The 18696-nt window shown below is 37.2% G+C and carries 16 protein-coding genes; 3 read left to right on the top strand and 13 right to left on the bottom strand.

Translation table 11 applies throughout. From position 1 onward, the window contains the following. Positions 1–117: 117 nt before the first annotated feature. From MP622_RS05725 to MP622_RS05715, 3 genes are all read right to left on the bottom strand, one after another. Complete coding sequence (locus MP622_RS05725) at positions 118–1236, bottom strand: acyl-CoA desaturase (RefSeq protein ID WP_243792942.1); 1119 nt, start codon at positions 1234–1236, stop codon at positions 118–120. Positions 1237–1260: 24 nt separating this feature from the next. Continuing rightward, on the bottom strand, positions 1261–2286 hold the full coding sequence (locus tag MP622_RS05720; RefSeq protein WP_243792940.1) for an iron-sulfur cluster-binding domain-containing protein: 1026 nt from the start codon (positions 2284–2286) through the stop codon (positions 1261–1263). 249 nt (positions 2287–2535) lie between these two features. Beyond that, on the bottom strand, positions 2536–3651 hold the full coding sequence (locus tag MP622_RS05715; protein WP_016168064.1) for an S-(hydroxymethyl)glutathione dehydrogenase/class III alcohol dehydrogenase: 1116 nt from the start codon (positions 3649–3651) through the stop codon (positions 2536–2538). A gap of 166 nt (positions 3652–3817) precedes the next feature. On the opposite strand from MP622_RS05715, the gene MP622_RS05710 reads away from it, so the two are divergent. Beyond that, positions 3818–5326 (top strand): phospholipase D family protein, encoded by a 1509-nt coding sequence (locus MP622_RS05710; protein ID WP_243792938.1) that lies wholly within the window; start codon positions 3818–3820, stop codon positions 5324–5326. A 41-nt stretch (positions 5327–5367) separates the two neighbouring features. Here the strand turns inward: MP622_RS05710 and MP622_RS05705 are convergent, their stop codons facing one another. Next, entirely contained in the window at positions 5368–6810 is a 1443-nt protein-coding gene (locus MP622_RS05705) for a PLP-dependent aminotransferase family protein (protein ID WP_243792936.1), read from the bottom strand. Between the two features lie 141 nt (positions 6811–6951). Here MP622_RS05705 and MP622_RS05700 point away from each other — a divergent pair, with 141 nt between their 5' ends. Further along, positions 6952–7815, top strand: coding sequence for a DMT family transporter (locus MP622_RS05700; RefSeq protein ID WP_243792935.1), 864 nt, complete (start codon positions 6952–6954; stop codon positions 7813–7815). 33 nt (positions 7816–7848) lie between these two features. Here MP622_RS05700 and MP622_RS05695 read toward each other — a convergent pair whose 3' ends face one another. From MP622_RS05695 to MP622_RS05685, 3 genes are all read right to left on the bottom strand, one after another. Further along, a complete protein-coding gene (locus MP622_RS05695) occupies positions 7849–8439 on the bottom strand; it encodes a uracil-DNA glycosylase family protein (RefSeq protein ID WP_243792934.1) in 591 nt (196 codons plus the stop codon). A 374-nt stretch (positions 8440–8813) separates the two neighbouring features. Then, a complete protein-coding gene (locus MP622_RS05690; protein WP_243792932.1) occupies positions 8814–9506 on the bottom strand; it encodes a hypothetical protein in 693 nt (230 codons plus the stop codon). A 271-nt stretch (positions 9507–9777) separates the two neighbouring features. Further along, a complete protein-coding gene (locus tag MP622_RS05685) occupies positions 9778–10233 on the bottom strand; it encodes a hypothetical protein (RefSeq protein WP_243792931.1) in 456 nt (151 codons plus the stop codon). A 443-nt stretch (positions 10234–10676) separates the two neighbouring features. On the opposite strand from MP622_RS05685, the gene MP622_RS05680 reads away from it, so the two are divergent. After that, positions 10677–11438 (top strand): hypothetical protein, encoded by a 762-nt coding sequence (locus MP622_RS05680; RefSeq protein WP_243792929.1) that lies wholly within the window; start codon positions 10677–10679, stop codon positions 11436–11438. Positions 11439–11869: 431 nt separating this feature from the next. Here the strand turns inward: MP622_RS05680 and MP622_RS05675 are convergent, their stop codons facing one another. From MP622_RS05675 to MP622_RS05650, 6 genes are all read right to left on the bottom strand, one after another. Next, a complete protein-coding gene (locus tag MP622_RS05675) occupies positions 11870–12826 on the bottom strand; it encodes a hypothetical protein (protein ID WP_151505427.1) in 957 nt (318 codons plus the stop codon). After that, positions 12823–14007: a glycosyltransferase family 2 protein gene (locus MP622_RS05670; protein WP_081401279.1), complete on the bottom strand. Its 1185-nt coding sequence runs from the start codon at positions 14005–14007 to the stop codon at positions 12823–12825. Before MP622_RS05670 ends, MP622_RS05675 begins: the two co-directional genes overlap by 4 nt. 743 nt (positions 14008–14750) lie before the next feature. Further along, positions 14751–15494 carry an SDR family oxidoreductase gene (locus MP622_RS05665; protein WP_243792927.1) on the bottom strand — a complete coding sequence of 248 codons (744 nt, stop codon included), beginning with the start codon at positions 15492–15494 and terminating at the stop codon, positions 14751–14753. 13 nt (positions 15495–15507) lie between these two features. Continuing rightward, on the bottom strand, positions 15508–16206 hold the full coding sequence (locus MP622_RS05660; protein WP_044737862.1) for a histidine phosphatase family protein: 699 nt from the start codon (positions 16204–16206) through the stop codon (positions 15508–15510). Then, on the bottom strand, positions 16203–17324 hold the full coding sequence (locus MP622_RS05655; protein ID WP_104442070.1) for a phosphotransferase family protein: 1122 nt from the start codon (positions 17322–17324) through the stop codon (positions 16203–16205). Before MP622_RS05655 ends, MP622_RS05660 begins: the two co-directional genes overlap by 4 nt. 55 nt (positions 17325–17379) lie before the next feature. Continuing rightward, positions 17380–18618 (bottom strand): acyl-CoA dehydrogenase family protein, encoded by a 1239-nt coding sequence (locus MP622_RS05650; protein WP_243792926.1) that lies wholly within the window; start codon positions 18616–18618, stop codon positions 17380–17382. Positions 18619–18696 lie beyond the last annotated feature (78 nt).

Below are 18696 nucleotides of genomic sequence, written 5' to 3'. Positions count from 1 at the left end.
AAAAGTATCTTGAATTAAAAAATACGCCTTATTGCTACTTTTGACAACCTTTATTTTTGGAAAAATAGTTATGTCTAGAGCAACTTTTACTTATCAATCAATTAAATGATCTTACTTTTAAATCCATCGCTTGAATTGTTCCTTCCAGCCATTTGGTAATGAGCATTGGCCAAGTCGAACCCAAACACTTACGAACTGTTTGATAAAACTGGCTTCATTGTAGTGTATGCCATACTCAGCGCACAGGGCTTTAACCTTTGGTGCTACTTCTGCATAACGGTTGGCTGGCATATCTGGAAAAAGATGATGCTCAATTTGATGGCTTAAGTTTCCACTTAGAATATGGAGCCATTTCGTACCTGAGAAATTGCTCGAACCTCGAATCTGGCGTAAGTACCACTCCGCTCGAGTTTCATTTTCTGTATTGTCTAACTCAAAAGTTTCAGCATCTTCAGTAAAATGTCCATTAAAAATCACAGCGGATGCCCATAAACTTCGGATCACATTGGCGACCGCATTCCCTGCAAAAACGGGAATGGCATTTGGTCCTGCTAATAAAGGAAAAAATACATAGTCTTTAATGACTTGGCGCTTTACTTTTTTACGTAATTTTATTGCATCTTGCCAGACTTCACGCCATGTTTTGGTTTTATACGCCAATACATCTTCCAGATGTAAATTCTGTACGCCCACATACCATTCAAAAAAAATCATCAATTGGATGGCTAGCGGAATGTTGAGTAAAAATCTTGGCTCCCAAGGTTGGCTTTCACTCACTCGAATGAGTCCATAGCCCACATCATGGTCTTTTCCAACAATATTGGTATAGGTATGGTGCACATAATTGTGAGTATATTTCCAATCATCACCTGTTGCAATGGTATCCCAATCGTAATTTGCACCGTTTAAACTGGGGTCATTTAACCAGTCAAACTGACCATGCATAATGTTATGCCCTAACTCCATATTTTCTACAATTTTGGAAATCCCCAACAACCCAGTTCCCAATAACCAAACAGGTGGTAACCAGCCCGCGACCATTAACATACCGCGTGAAGCAATTTCACTGTAGCGGACAAAATTTCGGATTTTGTAGATATAAGCAGCATCTTGTTCACCTAAACTTTGCATTGTGTCACGGCGAATGACTTCGATTTTTTCTCCAAAAGACTGAATTTCTTCATCTGTAAGATAACGAGATTTAGTATTACTTTGAAAATTAACGGGTTTATTCATTTTATTTGTCCCTACATTAAACTTTTATAAATTTATAACCACTGGGCTAATGGCCTGTGAAATACATAGTTTGATCTGTGTATTACTCTGCTCATCAATTTCACCTGTGAATACATTTCGAACTACCCCCTGTACTTTGGTACAAGAACATGTATTACAAATACCCATACGGCAGCCATGTGCAGGTTTAAGCCCTGCTTTTTCCGCACTTTCTAATAAATTATTTGTCGCTAAAAATTCCTGCTGCGCACGTAGAAAAGTCACAGGTTGTGCTTCTAGTGATTGATCAATCTGGATTTTAAAATATTCCATCTTGAGTAAATGAGAGATGCTTTGATTAACGTAAAGCTGCTGCACACTTTGCATCATGTTGTGTGCACCACAGGCATAACACTCACGGCGCTGATAGTCAGGTACAAGTTGCTGAAGTAGTTGCTCAGTTAAGTGCTGTGAATTTTGTAAAGTATTCAATGGATGGTATTTAAACTGCGGATATTGTGCTGTTAAGGATTCTAGTTCTGTGTGGTAGGCATTATCACGATTAAAATACAATAAATCGATTGGTTGTTCGGTACTTTTCAATGCCTGTTTGACTAAAGCGTAAATTGCAGTAATACCACTTCCAGAGGCAAGAAATAGCATTGCTGTTCCAGAGCATTGATTCAACACAAACTCGCCTTGAGCTTGAGAGATTTCGACGACGGAACCTAATGCTGAATTTGTTAAAACGTTTGAAACAGTGCCTTGTTGTTTTACCGCAATTAATACATCTCCATTGTCGAGGATATCGACTATAGAATAACTGCGCTGTTGTCGAACACCTGCTATTACAACCGTGATCAACAGGCTTTGACCTGACTGAGCTTTCTCTGGTCTAAAATTTTGATTTGGGCGTAACTGTAACTGAATAAAGTCAGCACTTAATACTTTGCGCGCAACAAGCTGAGCTTTGACTCTTTTCCACGCCCAAGTCGGATGCACTTTTTCCGCGATGAAATCGACAAAATCTTCGCGTATCCATTCAGGCTTATATTGCACATGATTTCCCATAATTGTACTCATCTGAATCAATCTATATTTTTATACAACTGTCTTTTATTGCTGCGTTAACAATAGATTTAACTGATTCAGGGCTCTATGTCAGATGAGGACAAAACATATCATTTGGCATTTATTATCATTTTCTGTCTAACAAAATGTCATTTCTTGCCAATTTAGACGTTCAAAATAGCAATATTGATATAGAACAAATAAAAAAGACCAAGCTTTTGCTTGGTCTTTAGTCGTCACTAGGTGAATTTATTCAGAAAAATGTACCACTGAACGGATAGATTTTCCTTCATGCATTAAATCAAAGGCTTCATTAATTTTATCTAAACCCATCGTATGAGTCACAAAAGGTGCCAGTTGAATCTCACCTTTCATTGCATCTTCGACCATGCCTGGTAGTTGTGTACGTCCTTTTACGCCACCAAAAGCTGTACCCATCCATTTACGCCCCGTCACCAATTGGAATGGGCGTGTTGAAATTTCCTGACCAGCACCTGCTACGCCAATAATCACTGATTGTCCCCAACCTCGGTGTGCACATTCCAGTGCTGAACGCATGACGTTGGTGTTACCAATACATTCAAATGAATGATCGACACCCCAACCCGTCATTTCAACAATGACTTGCTGAATTGGTTGTTCGTAGTCTTTAGGATTTAAAAAATCTGTCGCACCAAACTGTTTCGCCAATTCAAATTTGTCAGGATTCATATCTACTACAATAATACGGCCTGCTTTCGCTTGTTTCGCACCTTGTACTACAGCTAAGCCAATACCCCCCAAACCAAATACAGCAACTGTGTCACCTTCTTGTACTTTGGCGGTGTTATGTACTGCACCAATCCCTGTTGTTACACCACAACCCAACAAGCAAACTTGCTCAGGGTTAGCTTCAGGATTAATTTTAGCTAATGATACTTCAGCAACAACGGTGTATTCACTGAAGGTAGAACAGCCCATGTAATGGTAAATTGGTTCGCCGTTATAAGAAAAACGTGTCGTACCATCTGGCATTACACCTTTACCCTGAGTTGCACGGACTGCAACACAAAGATTGGTTTTTCCTGATTTACAGAATAAGCATTCACCGCATTCTGCGGTATACAGTGGAATAACATGATCGCCTGGTTGAACGCTGGTTACGCCTTCACCCACTTCAATCACAATACCTGCACCTTCATGCCCCAATACAGCAGGAAAAACGCCTTCAGGATCATCACCAGATAAAGTAAATGCATCGGTATGGCATACACCCGTATGGGTAATTTTGACCAATACTTCCCCTTTCTTAGGCGGAGCAACGTCAATTTCTACAATTTGAAGTGGTTGTCCTGGCGCAAAGGCTACGGCTGCACGTGATTTCATGCCATGTTCATCCTTATATCAATATTTAACAGATGAACTACAGTAACCGCTTTTTAAACCTTAATACAACCATAACAGCATGATAATATGTATTTATATTGGTAATAATGAATTAGAAAAAATGCAGAAAAATACCAGGTACTTCTCCTTATTATTATGTGCAAGCATGAGTTCACTGACTGCCTGTAGTCTCCCTCAAAACGAAGCCAAAAAACAATCTGCATCAGACTACCACACGGAACATTGGATACAACGCCAAAATATTGATGCCCAACTCAAACAAGGTCTTACAGCCTATTTAGCATTAGATGATGCATTTATGAGTATTGCATCACGTATTTACCTAATACGCGATGCGAAACATACCCTCGATTTGCAATATTATATTTGGGAAAATGACTCATTAGGCCACATGATGCTGGCTGAACTGTTAAAAGCAGCAGACCGCGGTGTTAAAGTCCGCCTTATGATTGATGATCAAAATGGCACCAAATTAGATCCATTACTGAAAAAGTTAGTTGCACACCCAAATTTTGAAATCAGACTCTACAACCCTTATAAATATCGACATTTTAGGGTTATTGATTATGCTTTTCGGTTGAAACAGATCAATCATCGTATGCATAACAAACTCATTATTGCTGATGGTGCCATTGCAGTGACTGGAGGACGTAATATTAGCCGTGAATATTTTGATGCAGGTCAGGATTTTCAATTTACTGACATGGACGTCTTGTTCTTTGGTAATGCAGTGAAATCCGCCAATCAAATTTTCATTCACTTCTGGAATAGTGACCTGAGTTATTCAGTACAACAACTGATTGGGGTCGAATCGGCTGATGATTTGAATCTGCTTCGTAAAAGTTATGCGATGAACGATCATGGAAAAGAACGGTTCATTAACCAACTAGATTTGGCGCAGAAACAAATCATGGCGCAATTGCAGGAACGTCAGGTTGAATGGGTTAAAGCCCAATTCTTGGCTGATTATCCTGAAAAAACGCTTGGCAACATTGCTCAAGATAAATTGCTGTATTCTCAACTCAAACATGCAATGGGTATTCCTAAAGAACATTTGGAATTGGTATCAGCTTATTTTGTGCCCTCTAAAGATGGTGCTGCTTTTCTTGCAGATCTTTCACATCAAAATATTAAAGTTCGTGTTTTAACCAATTCTTTTTTAGCTAATGATGTGGCTTTGGTCCATGCTTTCTATCAAAAATATCGGAAAGAGCTGCTTAAAAATGGCATTCAACTTTATGAGTTTAAACCAGATATTCAACGAAAACAGCGTACTTGGTATGAGGTATTAACAGGTAATGCAATTCCTGCCAAAGGAAAAAGTTCGTCAAGATTACATGCCAAATTTTTTGACGTAGATGGCAAAGTTTTTATTGGTTCATTTAATTTTGACCCTCGTTCAGTGAACTTAAATACTGAGGTTGGATTGGTGGTCGAATCTGAACATTTACAAAACCAAGTCACAAGTGCGATGGATCACTATTTACCGCAAATTGCATACGAACTAAAACTTAATCCTCAAGGTGAAATTATTTGGTTAGAACATCATGAAAATGGGCAAATAACTGAATATCATGTTGATCCGCACACCACAAAGTTTCAACGTTTCACTTTTAAGAGTTTGTCCTACTTACCCATTGAATGGATGATGTAATGACAAAATCATTACATCTCATACATTTTCTCATCAAAAAATTAATTCGGTTGCATTTCATTCTTATTAATCAACATTTTGGGATTTGGTTTTTCATGATCAAAACTAAAACTATCCATCACTTGCGCAATGATCTCAAATATTTGGGGATTCATGCACTGCGCAACATTAAAACGCATTAAATGTTTTGCACCTTCTGATTGGCTAAATGCATGCCCTGGAGCAAGAATTAATCCACGTTTTAGACATCGTCTAGATAATTCTGCTGCATCAATCTCTGAAGGAAGTTTACACCATAAGAAAATTCCAGCTTTGGGAATAAGTACAGGTTCTATATGCAGTTGCCTTAATCGTTGAATACATAACCCCATACTGGTATTGAGTTTCTTTTTTAATGACTCGATATGTTTTAAATACTGACTGTCCATGAGTGCAGAAAATATGATTTCTGCATTCAAATGTCCACTACTAAAATTAGTTGCTATTTTTAAATCAATATATTTTTCAATATCTTGTTGACTAGAAACAATATAACCACAGCGAAGTGAAGCGGTTAAAGTTTTAGAAAAACTACCGATTTGAATCACCCGCCCTAAACCCATAAGTGTGCAATAACGAGGTGCGGGAACATATTCAAACTCTGAAAAAATATCATCTTCTACAATCATTAGATTCGCTTGATCCGCTAATTTGGCAACTTGATAAGCTCGTTGTATAGATAAAGTCGCACCAGTTGGATTATGAATTCCAGAATTGGTTAAATAAAGCTTGGGTTGATATTGTAAGGCTTGTTCGAAACGTTCAATATCAGGACCTTGGGCTGTAAATGGAATTGCAATTGCCTGTAAATGGTGGGCTTGAATCAATGCCTGAAAATTAAAATAGCATGGATCATCGACTAGAATGACATCCCCAGCTTTCAAATGTACACGAAAAATTAGGTCTATAGACTGAGTACCAGAATCTGTAATTAAGATTTGTGAGGGTTCAACTTGTATTTCATATTGATTATTTTTACGGGCAATCCATTGTCTTAAGCCCATATGACCATGCGGTACAGGATATTCTATCAGCATCTTTAAAGATGATTTAGCTGCATGTTTTAGCGCTTTACGTAAACTACTTTCAGGCATCCACTCTGGAGGTAACCAGCCGCAACCAGGTTTTAGCATTTCTTCATTCGCATCCAAAGATTGGCGTGAAATCCATAAAGGATTAATTTCTCGATCATATTGAACATGATGCTCTGTTATTTTCTTCGCTTGCATCTGTCCTTTAACATAAAACCCAGAACCCGCTCTTGCCTCGAGTACCCCCTCTGTAACTAAGCGTGCATATGCTTCCACCACTGTCGAAATTGAAAAATTCATATCCTGCGCTAAACGCCGTACCGAAGGTAAGCGTGCTCCAGCAACAAAACGTTGGTTTGAAATTTGGGATTTGATTTTTTCAATCACAATATCAATTTTGCTGTGTGTATGCATGATGGCTAAATATTCAACTTAATCGATTTCTGACAGTAGGAATTGTATACCAATACAGTTATTTAAAATTGTACTGGATTGTATCTGTTTAGAGCTTCCCATTTGGCATGTAATTGAATCATAGAAAAATGAGATTTAAGCATGAAGCAAAGTAATATGGGTTGGATACATGGCTTTCTAGGTATGGTCATTTTCGCGGGTTCTATGCCTGCTACACGTCTTGCTGTGGTGGGATTCAGTCCAGAATTTCTCACAGGCGCTCGTGCTGTGATAGCTGGTGGACTCGCAATGTTATGCCTTCTATTATTTAAACAACCCTTTCCAACCCTTAAACAAATCAAATCTTTAATTGTAATTGCATTGGGCGTTGTGTTCGGTTTTCCCTTTTTCACAGCACTTGCTTTAGAACACATAACTGCGGCACGTGCTCTTGTTTTCGTGGCATTAGTCCCTTTAGCAACTGCTATTTTTGCCGTGTTACGTGCAGGCGAAAGACCTTCAAGTAAATTTTGGCTTTCTGCAATCATAGGCAGCAGCTTTGTTGCCATATTTATGTGGTTTCAATATCAGCAAAGTTTTCATCTTAGCAGTGATCTATATATGCTTATTGCTGTATTGGTTTGTGGTTTAGGCTATGCCGAAGGTGGACAACTCTCAAAACAGCTCGGTGGTTGGCAAGTCATTTGCTGGGCATTGATTATTGCTTTACCTTTAATGTTGCTGTTATTTGGCATTTATTATCCTAAAAATTGGGCATCAATTCCTGTTACAGCATACGCAGGATTGTTCTATGTTTCCCTTTTTAGCATGCTGATTGGTTTTGTTTTTTGGTACAAAGGTTTGGCATTAGGCGGCGTTGCACGTGTTGGGCAAATTCAACTTTTACAACCTTTTTTGGGGCTCATACTTTGTACTCTAGTACTTCATGAATCTATCGATTTTGCCATGATTTTCGTGTGTTTCGCCGTCATTATATGTGTCTTCTATGCCAAAAAGTATGCCTAAGACTCTAGGCTCTAACTTGAAAGATACATCTATTTAAATTAAACCAATTTTTTGGAAAAGCTGTTCATAGGCTTCAGCTTTTTTCTCTAATGCTAATGGGTACGTGCGCGAAGATGATGGCATTCGAGATAAAGTTAACTCCCGATCTGCAAAAAATGTCTGTGAACTTGTCCCAATTATAGGTTTTTCCGTGCCTTCAGGCATGGATAACATAAGCGTGTCGGTCGCTTTATCCCCTGTAGTGACAATGTTTTGACAAAAAGGAATCTTGGCTAATAAGGTCGTTAGATCGGTCGGAGTTTCTATATGCAAAAATTTATCTGAGGCATTATCTTTTAAACGAACAACTTGATATGCCGTATCAAAAATAGCGATCCCTTTTTCAGTTAAGAAATCACGGATTTGCTGCTCATAAAAATTCTTATTTGGAAGATCTAGAAAATACGCTTTGTCTTGAAAAAAGATAAGACCAAAGATTCGCCACATGTCGTTCTGATAATTCGGATAATAAAAATCCATTTTCCAACGTGTTTTCGGTGGTGGAAAACTGCCCAGCATCAGTAATTTTGCATTTGCTGGTAAAAATGGTTCGAGTGGGTGAGTTTCTATTTTAAATTCAGACATTTAGTTCAATATAAAAAAGAGATTTTTACTCACCAATCTTAGCATAATTGTATGAAATTTATCGAATGAGCTTTTCAGATTTTTGAGTTCTAAAAAATCATTCACAATATTTTCACAACATTCATTTTTTAATTGCTCGGCTAATTGGCTTAAATGACGTTGATTTGAAAAGTAATTTTAACTTGATAGTATCTGTTATTCTTCTGTTTTAGAATGATCAGCATACGCATGAATACTTACTATACCCCTGCTGCATCTGAAATCATGAAGATACCGATAGCTACAAAATAGATTAGAAACTACCGAGTCTTTTATATTGCCATTAATGAAGTAAATCCTATCAAGAGCTCTAACTAATCATTTACGATGAATTATTACTTTTCATCTATCATTTCTAAGGCTCTTTTCACGTCTCCAACTTCTATAAAATCTAGAGTAAACTCATTCATTAACAAGTTGCATAGAAACTTTCTTACTATTATTGACTGAAGGGGGCTAAATAAAATTAATGATTCACGACTAGCTTCTTCCATTAACAATCTAGAAAGCCATCTATCAAAAGCCACTCCTTTAAAATACTCTAGGTTTGAAGCCAAATATAAAATTAAGGCTGGGGTGTAAAATATATATGCTTCAGGTGTAATGAAGTAAAATCCATTTGCATATTTATTCAAATAATCAAAAGGAACCTCTTCCCATGTTTGATAATGATTATAAACACGTTTCCCTTCACTAATTGCTAAAATTAAATCTCTTTTCTCACCATCTAATAAGTCACTGTTTTTTATTTCACTGAGTAAATTACTCTTTGAAAAGTAACCTATACTATTCTTATCATAAGGATGTTGATGTGGATACTTTCTTAAGTAACTCGTATCTGCAAAGTCTTCTTCTAGAAGCGTAAATCTATCTTCTAACTGAACATCATCAAAAGCATCATGCAACTCTTGAATAAAAATTTGGTCTACATGAGATAACTCGTACATTTTACCCTCAATTTCTAGGATCTTATTCTTACTGTAAAACAGTAAATACACTAAATCAGGAGAACCAACAAGAATTTTCATTTCTTCTTAATTCCACTTAAGTTTCAACCTCTAGATTTAATTAATATAAAATTACCCCGAGTGAATGCTTAAATGGATTTTTACCATCTCTATTGTGAGTCAAATAAATAAGCAAAATAGTTATTGTGAGTGCGGTTACTTTCAAATAAGTGAATAAAATTATTTAAAGCAATATATATCAAATTTGGATCTTGGTTCATATTTATACTTTGCTTATTTTCAGCTACTGTAAAAAATGAACCAATTTCACTTTTAACTTTAACAAGTCAAATCAAAATTTCTTAGATACGGTTGGATAAACAAGTACGCGAAGTTCTTTTCGATTCTCATTTAAACCATCAATATCTGATTGGTTGATTTCACTGATCGTTGAATTTACAAGAGACCACACTAATTCTTTTTCTTCTGCTGTAGTCCGAGTTGAACTCCAGTCCATGTTCGAGTTAGTGTAAGTCGAATAAATAGGTCTATCACTGTCCTTCACACGGATAAAAACAGCAGCTATTGTTTGATTATTAGTAATACTTGAATTGTAATTGATTGAAACACTAGCTTTGGCTTTTTCTAACAGTTCACAAACTTCATCATAGTTTTCAAAACTAAACCCATCTTCCTGAATTTGATCAGATAACTCATCATTTGCATGATAGTTAATCGTACATTCTTCAGCAGCAAAAATATTTTGTGCAAGTAATGCGAAAGTAAATCCTAACAAAACCTTTTTCATAAAATTATTCTCAAGTAATAAAAAAAAGCTAATCAAAAGCCACCTCAAAACCCAAAGGATAACTTCAAATATTTAAATGACATATATGAAATTCTAATGAGGTTTTTAGTAAATGTAAGTGACTTTGATTTTAAATTGTGGATTTTAGATCCATATTATTTAAAAATCAATTTTTAACAATTTTACATTTAGACTAGATAATAAATATAATTTAATAAGCACAACGTATGTTGCTGCCAAACTTGGCCGAAAAATTATGCTTTAGTAATTACTAACGACGCTTGTACAGAGCCTGTTACAGATAAGCCATGCTTGCAAGTACATGAAGCCTATGTAAGTAACTTGAACTAATGAGTTTAAGAAGGATGCAATAAAACTGTTTAAAAATTAATCTTGATTTTTTGATAAATCACAATCTAAATTCAAATAAAATGGGCTTTAGTATGAAAAATTTTCCCTACTTTATAATTTCAACATTTACAATTTGTCTATCTTTGCAAGCTTATGCAGACCCAAATTTAGTTTCTAAAGAATATACAATCGATCCTCAAACAAAATTATTTCATAAAAAAATTGTCACTTATACCAGCTTTCACGAGTACCAAGAAAATTTAACCGAAAATGTTAATTACATTATGGATGTAATTGATAAGAAGAATAAATTTGAAACAGAAAAAAGGCTTTTGAGTACTCAAGAAAACTATGACTTGGCCTGTCATTTGAGAGACTTTTCTGAAAAATCACTAAAATATATAAATCAGTATCCTCAATATAAAAAGCAACTTTATAACTATTTTGAAACAATCCAAAATTTCAATACTAGTTTTCAAAATACTATTAAAAAATACAATATTTCATGCTCGAACGGTTATGTTCCCCCACCATTTAGCCCTGAATCAAAATGGAAAGAAATTCCATCAAATGATGACTTTAGTATCACATATGTGGATACAGATTGGCATATTAACTCATTACTTATTCCAGATGCTGACGTTGTTAAAATAAGATCTGTGATAAAGCAAAATCCTGATCTCTATCTTGATGGTGATTACTTAATTTTTTGCAAAACTAAAGAGTACGCTATCACCAAAATTCAAAAATCCACTGATCCTATAAATTCAGAAGATGCCGAACCTAAACTCCCCATAGAAAAACACCCTATGGATGAATTAAGCAAAAGAATCTTTGATTATCAGTGTAAATAAGGGAGGACTACTCTAATTTATTCATTTTTATATCAAGTAAATACCCTTGAGCTGAGGGCCTTCATTTGCTTTATTTGTCAGATTTAGAATTTTCGTTTAAATCACATTTAAATATCTTCGAGAACAACCTATATTCTATATATTTAATTTAATATCAGTAATTTACATAAATTTTCAATCTTTTCATAAGTACACCCACCAATAATCCCCACTACTGACACCTGTTATCAAATTGAACTTTTTCATTGAAGAGTTTAATGTTTTCCTTTAGGCGAACCACCATTAACTGCAACAAAGCAACCCGAGCAGAATTGAGTAAGTTAGGAAGGGCTTAAATTGATGTATTTGATACATTGAAATGCAAGATTTCAGCCCTATCCTCAATAAGATGAATATCAACAAGAATTTGATTTCTAACTTATAAAAAATATCTAAAACTGTAAAATCCATTCACCTCTGACATAGGGATAATTATAATTTGGACCATTGAAAGAGGCACTTTTATTATATCCAGCATTCATACGAAAAAATTGAGATCCATACACTGGACTTTGCAAGTTTAATTCAAAAAGTTGAGTTGACTGACTTGGATCATCATTAATTTTTTCCCGCCCTAGGCCAACTGTTAAGCCTGTAGACCATTTAGCAAAGCGCTGACGCCAACCAACTGCCAACATAGATTCTTCATAGTTCTTTGGATTGAAATACGCACCACCAACATCCTCTTGACGACTATGATAGGTTCGATAGCGTGCTTGAACCGTAAGGCCTAGGTTGAGTGAAGGTTGATAAATCACTTTAATTCGACCATGATCGCGGCGATTATCATCTGAAAAAAATTGTGTTCCAGCCAGACCGACTAGTGTGACATGATCACCTAAGCCCTGATCTAAAGCAGCACCTACGAAGGTGAAATTAATCCCCTGATCCAGAGCAGATTGCGTTTCTACCCAGTCACGATTGGCAAATACTTCTAAGGCAGTTTTATCAAAAAACTGTGTTCGATAGCTACCATCAAGTGTTAACAATGTATGGTTATCCTGCTCGAATAGACCTGCATCTAAAAACCAGCCATTCGCAGTGGCTGAATCTACATCTCTCCCTACAAAGGATATTTTCTGTCCATCTCGATTCCAGTTATCGGCCTTATACTGATAAGCACTAGCACGCACACCTAGATAACTATCGCCACTTTCATATTTAGGAAAAAATTCTGCTGATAGCTTACGAGTTTGAAATCCCTCACTATCATCACTGAAAAAGAATTCTGTTCCGACAGCCCGTCCACTTGTGCCTTTTTTTTCTTCTAATTCATTAGCAAAACAGCCCATGCTAATCATCATTAATAGAGGAATAGTAATACATAAATTTGTTGGTTTTATTTTCATTTCGTTCCCCATGTTTTTCGCGTTCTCAAAATTTCGTCCAAATATCCGAGAATACTCGCAGGTTGTAATAAGAAGCTATATGCAAAAACATATATTAAAAAACCAGTAAAATTCTTACGTACTTTCAGCCCCATTTCATCAAACATCTGTCGTTCAATAAAATAATTTAAGAGACCTAACAATAAAGCCATAGGAAGCAGAACCAACGTCATAATGCCGACAATCCAGTAATAGCCAAAACACGCCAATACTAACCCAGGCAAGAATCCAAAAGTAAAGGCCAGATCTAACCAAGGAAAAAGCAGATTCCAATAAATAAAGAATGTTGAAAGTCGTGGTTTGATTAAAATGGATGGATGTTTAATAAAAGCTTCCATCATGCCTCGTGCCCATCGCTGGCGCTGCTTAATAAAAACTCTGAGTGTGGTGGGCGCATTAGTAAAAAGACAGGCATCCTCACAGTGCCCAACTCTGTACCCTGCATTCAGTAATGACCAAGTGAGTACAATGTCTTCGCCTACGCATTCTGGCCAACCACCAACCTCAATCAATGCAGCACGGTCATAAATAGAGAAAGCACCTTGCGCAACTAAAGTACCTTGATAAAGTGATTGCATGCGCTTGGTTGCTGAAATTCCAAGAAAATAGTCCCATTCTTGAGTTTTAGTCAGCAAATTCTCTCGAGAGTTACGAACCAAAATCTTACCAGCCACAGCGCGAGTATTTGGTGGATCTAAAAGATAGCGTTCAACAATATTAATCAACGCAATACGATGTAAATATGAATCAGCATCAATGGTGACTACAAGGTCATGTTCAACCAATTTAAACCCTTCATTTAAGGCATGTGCTTTACCAGCATTTTTTTCTAAATCAAGAAAAGTAAGCCATGAAAACTGTTCTTGTAAATTTCTAACAATATTCGCTGTCTCATCTTTAGATCCGTCATTAATGACAATGACTTGTAACTTACCAGGATAATTCTGTTGACTGATACTCACCAAAGTATCTTTAATCGAAGCAGCTTCATTATAAGCAGCAATCAGAATACTGATGCCAGGATAAAATGGAAGTGCCTCTCGACGAGGCCTTTTATCCATCATTAAGCTCAAAGCAGCGAATGAGTTCATAAAGCCTGGAATAATAGCAATTCCATAAATCAGAAAAATAGCAGCAAACATACCAATGTGCGTACTAAGATCATGTATCCACGCTTGTGCTATCCATATTGAAAACCAAGTCCAAAGACAAGCACCCATCAAAGCGATACAAAATTTAAAACGTATCGAAAAATAAATTAGAGATATTTCTTTGTCAGTATCAGTACTAATCATTATACTTTTCCATTAATATTTTTATAACTATAATCATACTTAATAACACGACTCAAAAATAAATTTAATAGTTACTAAACTTATGTGAAGTCTTAATTATTGTTATACCAAATGCTTTTAATTTTGTAGATACTTTTTAATCATATCTAATAGCTAAACATCAACCAACACAACAGGATCTAATGACCCAAATGCAGAAATTTAGAAAAAGGCATAAAGGAACACTCTTCACAAACAAGTCAAAATGATATTCACCTTATTCTGTGCAACCAGTACCTAGAAACGGTTAAAACTTCCAGTACTAACTAATCAGTTTTGGTTAGTATGTGACAGAGTCTATGAGGATCATGAGATTCATCTTATTTGAAAGATTTCGGTGAAAACTGTGGAATTGACCAAGCCCATTCTCTTATGAAAACGGATGTTAAAAAGCTCTCGGAAGTAAACCTCTTAGCCAATTGAAACCTTGTTAAATTAAAAATACGGTAGCTTTAATACAAACTGGCTAGCCGAAAAAAGCCCACTTTAAAATCAGTCGGCTTCTCAAAATAAATAAAATGACTTAGAAATATTTCTAAGCTAAAAGGGAATTAGCCCAATTTATTCACAATCCGCAAAGGTAAGACCTTCATCGCTAAGCTCATGGGTAGCCACGGCCACTTTGGAACATATGCTTTGACAGGCGCTTTCTCAATCGCTTCTGCAAGTAAATGCGAACCTGTCTTTTCATCGACTTCAAACGGCAACTTTTTTGCCCCTTCATTCAATTCAGTACGAATATAGCCTGGGAAAATGGTCGAAACTTTAATAGGTGTATCAATCAGTTCGGCACGAATCCCTTCTGCCAAGTGAGCAACAGCAGCTTTACTGGCGGCATAAGTTGAAAGATGTTTTGGTAAGCCACGCATCGCACTCATAGAAGAAATCACCACGAGATGCCCTGAATTTTGTGCACGGAAAATTTCAACGGCCGCTTCACATTGTGCCAATGCAGAAATAAAATTAGTCTCGGCTGTTGCTCGGTTAATCTCAAAATTACCTTTACCAATACGACGACCTTGTCCAACTCCCGCATTTACAATAATTCGATCTAATTTGCCAAAGTCTTGTTGGAAAGCCTTAAACACTTCGAACACTTGATCGTAATTGGTCACATCTAAAGTTTTGGCAATTACCTGAATACCATACAGACTTTCAAGCTCTTGTTTAAGTGCTTCTAGTCGTTCTAGACGTCGCGCACAAATGGCAAGGTTATAACCTTTTTGAGCAAATTCACGCGCCATACCTGCGCCTAAACCTGAACTCGCCCCTGTAATTAAAATGGTTTTTGCCATGAGTCAATCCTTGTTATATCCATGTTAAAAGTTCTGAGTCATCTGCTTTAATAAAATGATGCTCATTTAAACTGAGTAATTGCGGTTCATTTCCAACTAAACGCAAAGTGGTCATACTGGTATTAGTAATCGCCCAATTCAGCGCAAAAGTTCGATTGGGGTTCAGTTCTAGAATCTTTCCTGCCGCTACAGAAATTACACCGCCAGAAGTAAATACAACTGCATAGCGTGGCTTAGTTTGTGCTAACTCATTACACAAATCTTGCAAAGCTGTTTCGACTCGGTCTTTAAATATCGGCCATGACTCTTCATATTCATGATGATATTCACCACCTGTCCAGCGCTTTATTGCCCCTTCAAATATTTTTGCCAGATAGGCACGTGGGTTTACATGCTGCGCGACATCTGATTTCAACAAATGTGGCTCATTGAATCTTGGCTCATACTGAGCAAAAACTTGTTGATGATTGAATTCATTCCATTGTGAATCTGTCACGACTTGGCTATGAGGAAAACATTCCGCCAAAGCCAATTGCGCCGTTTGCTGATGGCGATGCATTGAACCAGCGACCACATACGGTGATTCTTTTAAAATATTTTTGAAATATTGACCTAATCGTTGCGCTTGTAATTCACCTTTCTCCGAAAGTTTGTCATAACTCTCGGCACCGAAAGATGCCTGCCCATGACGAATCAAATAAATGGTGGTCATTTTTCTAAAATTTCCTTAAATTTTTCCATATATTTATGTGCAATTTCATTGGCCTCGAGTTTTTGAATACCAATCAGTTTCAACGCTCGGATATGCAGAGCATGAATGATCACCCAAAAATCTTTAAAGGCTGGATTGTTAGTTTGCTTATGGAAATAGCGATAGTAAATTTGCTGCGCGATAACTGCTAGACGGAAGATGCCAAACACCTCGTAAAAGGTCCAGTTTTTAGGCTGTAATCCTGTTTTCTCTAGGTAATATTCTACGACTTGCTTTCGGGTAAACATGCCTTTCATGTTAGTTGGTTGGCGTCGTGTCGCTTTAAAAATTTTACTGTCAGTTTCTTCTACCCAGTATGCCAATGCTGAACCCAAATCCATGAGCGGATCACCAAGCGTTGCCATTTCCCAATCCAAAACCCCAATCACTTGTGTCGGATCTTCTGGATTTAGAATTACATTATCAAAACGCCAATCATTATGGATCAAACAGGTTGCCGAATCCTCTGGGATATTATCTAAAAGCCATTTACGCACAAACTTGAAGGTCGGAACATTGACCGTGTGTGCTTTTTCAAAACGCTGATCCCAACCTTCGACTTGTCTACGGCAATAACCTTCACCTTTGCCCAACTTTTCCAGTTCTGTGCCTTGATAGGGTACTTGGTGCAATTCGATGAGTTTATCAATCACATTTACACATAACTGATGCACTTGCGCTTCAGAAAAATGTAATTCTGGTGGAAGTTTTGCGCGTGGAATAATACCCGCAATCCGTTTCATGACATAAAAGTCACAACCCAATACAGACTCATCCTGACAAAGCCCGATCATCTCAGGTAATACAGGATAAAACGGGGCCAGATTTTTCTGCACCGTATATTCACGAGCCATATCATGGGCAGATTTTGCTTTAGTACCTTTGGGTGGGCGACGCAGAATCAGATCAGTGTTGTCATATTTGAGTCGATACGTCCAATTTGAAGCGCCACCCGAGTATTGTGTGACTTCAACTTGTCCTTCTAATACAACACCTTGTGACTTGAGCCAATCTTCTACAGCCTGTACATCCAGTTCTTCACCTTCACGTACATTGCTACCTACATCAATTACCGACATACCCGTTATCCCTGATTCTTAGAATATGAATGTTTTACTTAGTTTTACCACAGCTTTATTTTTTACGCGCGCCGTATCCACGTTTTTTCAGTTCAAGTTTGGCAATCATCCCTTTATGCACTTCATCAGGGCCGTCGGCTAAACGCAAACTTCTTGCTTGAGCAAAAAATCCTGTTAATGGTGTGTCTCGAGAAACACCTGCACCACCGTGAATTTGTATTGCCATATCCACCACTTTTTCCAACACACTTGGTGCAACCACTTTAATGGCTGAAATTTCAGTTAAGGCAGCCATGTTGCCTAAAGTATCCATTTTGTATGCAGCATACAAAGTCAGTAAACGTGCTTGATCAATGGCAACTCGAGCTTCTGCAACACGTTCTAAGTTACCACCCAATTTCAGAATTTCTTTTCCAAATGCAGTTCGACTCATTCCACGGTCAATCATCAGTTCTAATGATTTTTCCGCTGCTCCTATACAACGCATACAATGATGAATACGACCAGGCCCTAGACGGCCTTGTGCAATTTCAAAGCCTTGACCCGCACCACCAATAAAGTTAGATACAGGAACACGCACATTATTGAAGCTAATTTCGCCATGGCCATGTGGTGCATCATAATCCCCAAATACGGGTAACATCCGCTCGATGGTTACACCTGCTGAATCAATCGGTACAAGAACCATCGAATGTTGATGATGACGATCTTTAGTTTCATCAGGCGTATGCGCCATAAAAATAATAATTTTGGCATTTGGATCACCTAAACCTGATGACCACCATTTACGTCCATTCAAGACAATTTCATCACCCTCAACCACAGCAGTTGCCTGCATGTTGGTTGCATCACTCGAAGCAACTGCGGGTTCCGTCATACAAAATACTGAACGAATTTTTCCTTCCAATAATGGCGTTAACCATTGCTGTTTTTGTTGATCGCTACCATAGCGCCATAACACTTCCATATTACCGCTGTCTGGGGCATTACAGTTAAATATGGTTGGTGCAACTAAGCTACGACCTGTTAACTCTGCAATATGCGCATATTCTTGTACGGAAAGCCCTGCACCCAATATTGGATCGGGTAAGAACATATTCCATAAACCTGCTGCTTGAGCTTTAGCTTTTAATTGTTCTAATTGCGCTGGCCATTGCCATTGAGTCCAATCCCCATTGGGATTTAAGTGATGTACTTCATTCCAAAATTCAGTTTCTATTGGCTCAATTTCATTTGTAATAAATGTTTTTGTGCGTTCTATATAGTCTTTGGCACGTGCTGAGAGTTCAAACATAGGTTTATCCTGTGAATTTTGTATATTTTCGCTTTACAGTACATTAGCTCGAAAATTAGTATGAATGAAATGATTTTA

The organism is Acinetobacter sp. PK01 (genome assembly GCF_022819285.1).
Taxonomy (GTDB): domain Bacteria; phylum Pseudomonadota; class Gammaproteobacteria; order Pseudomonadales; family Moraxellaceae; genus Acinetobacter; species Acinetobacter tandoii.
The sequence above is the reverse complement of the archived record's forward strand: the minus strand, read 5'-3'. Positions and strand labels throughout refer to the sequence as shown.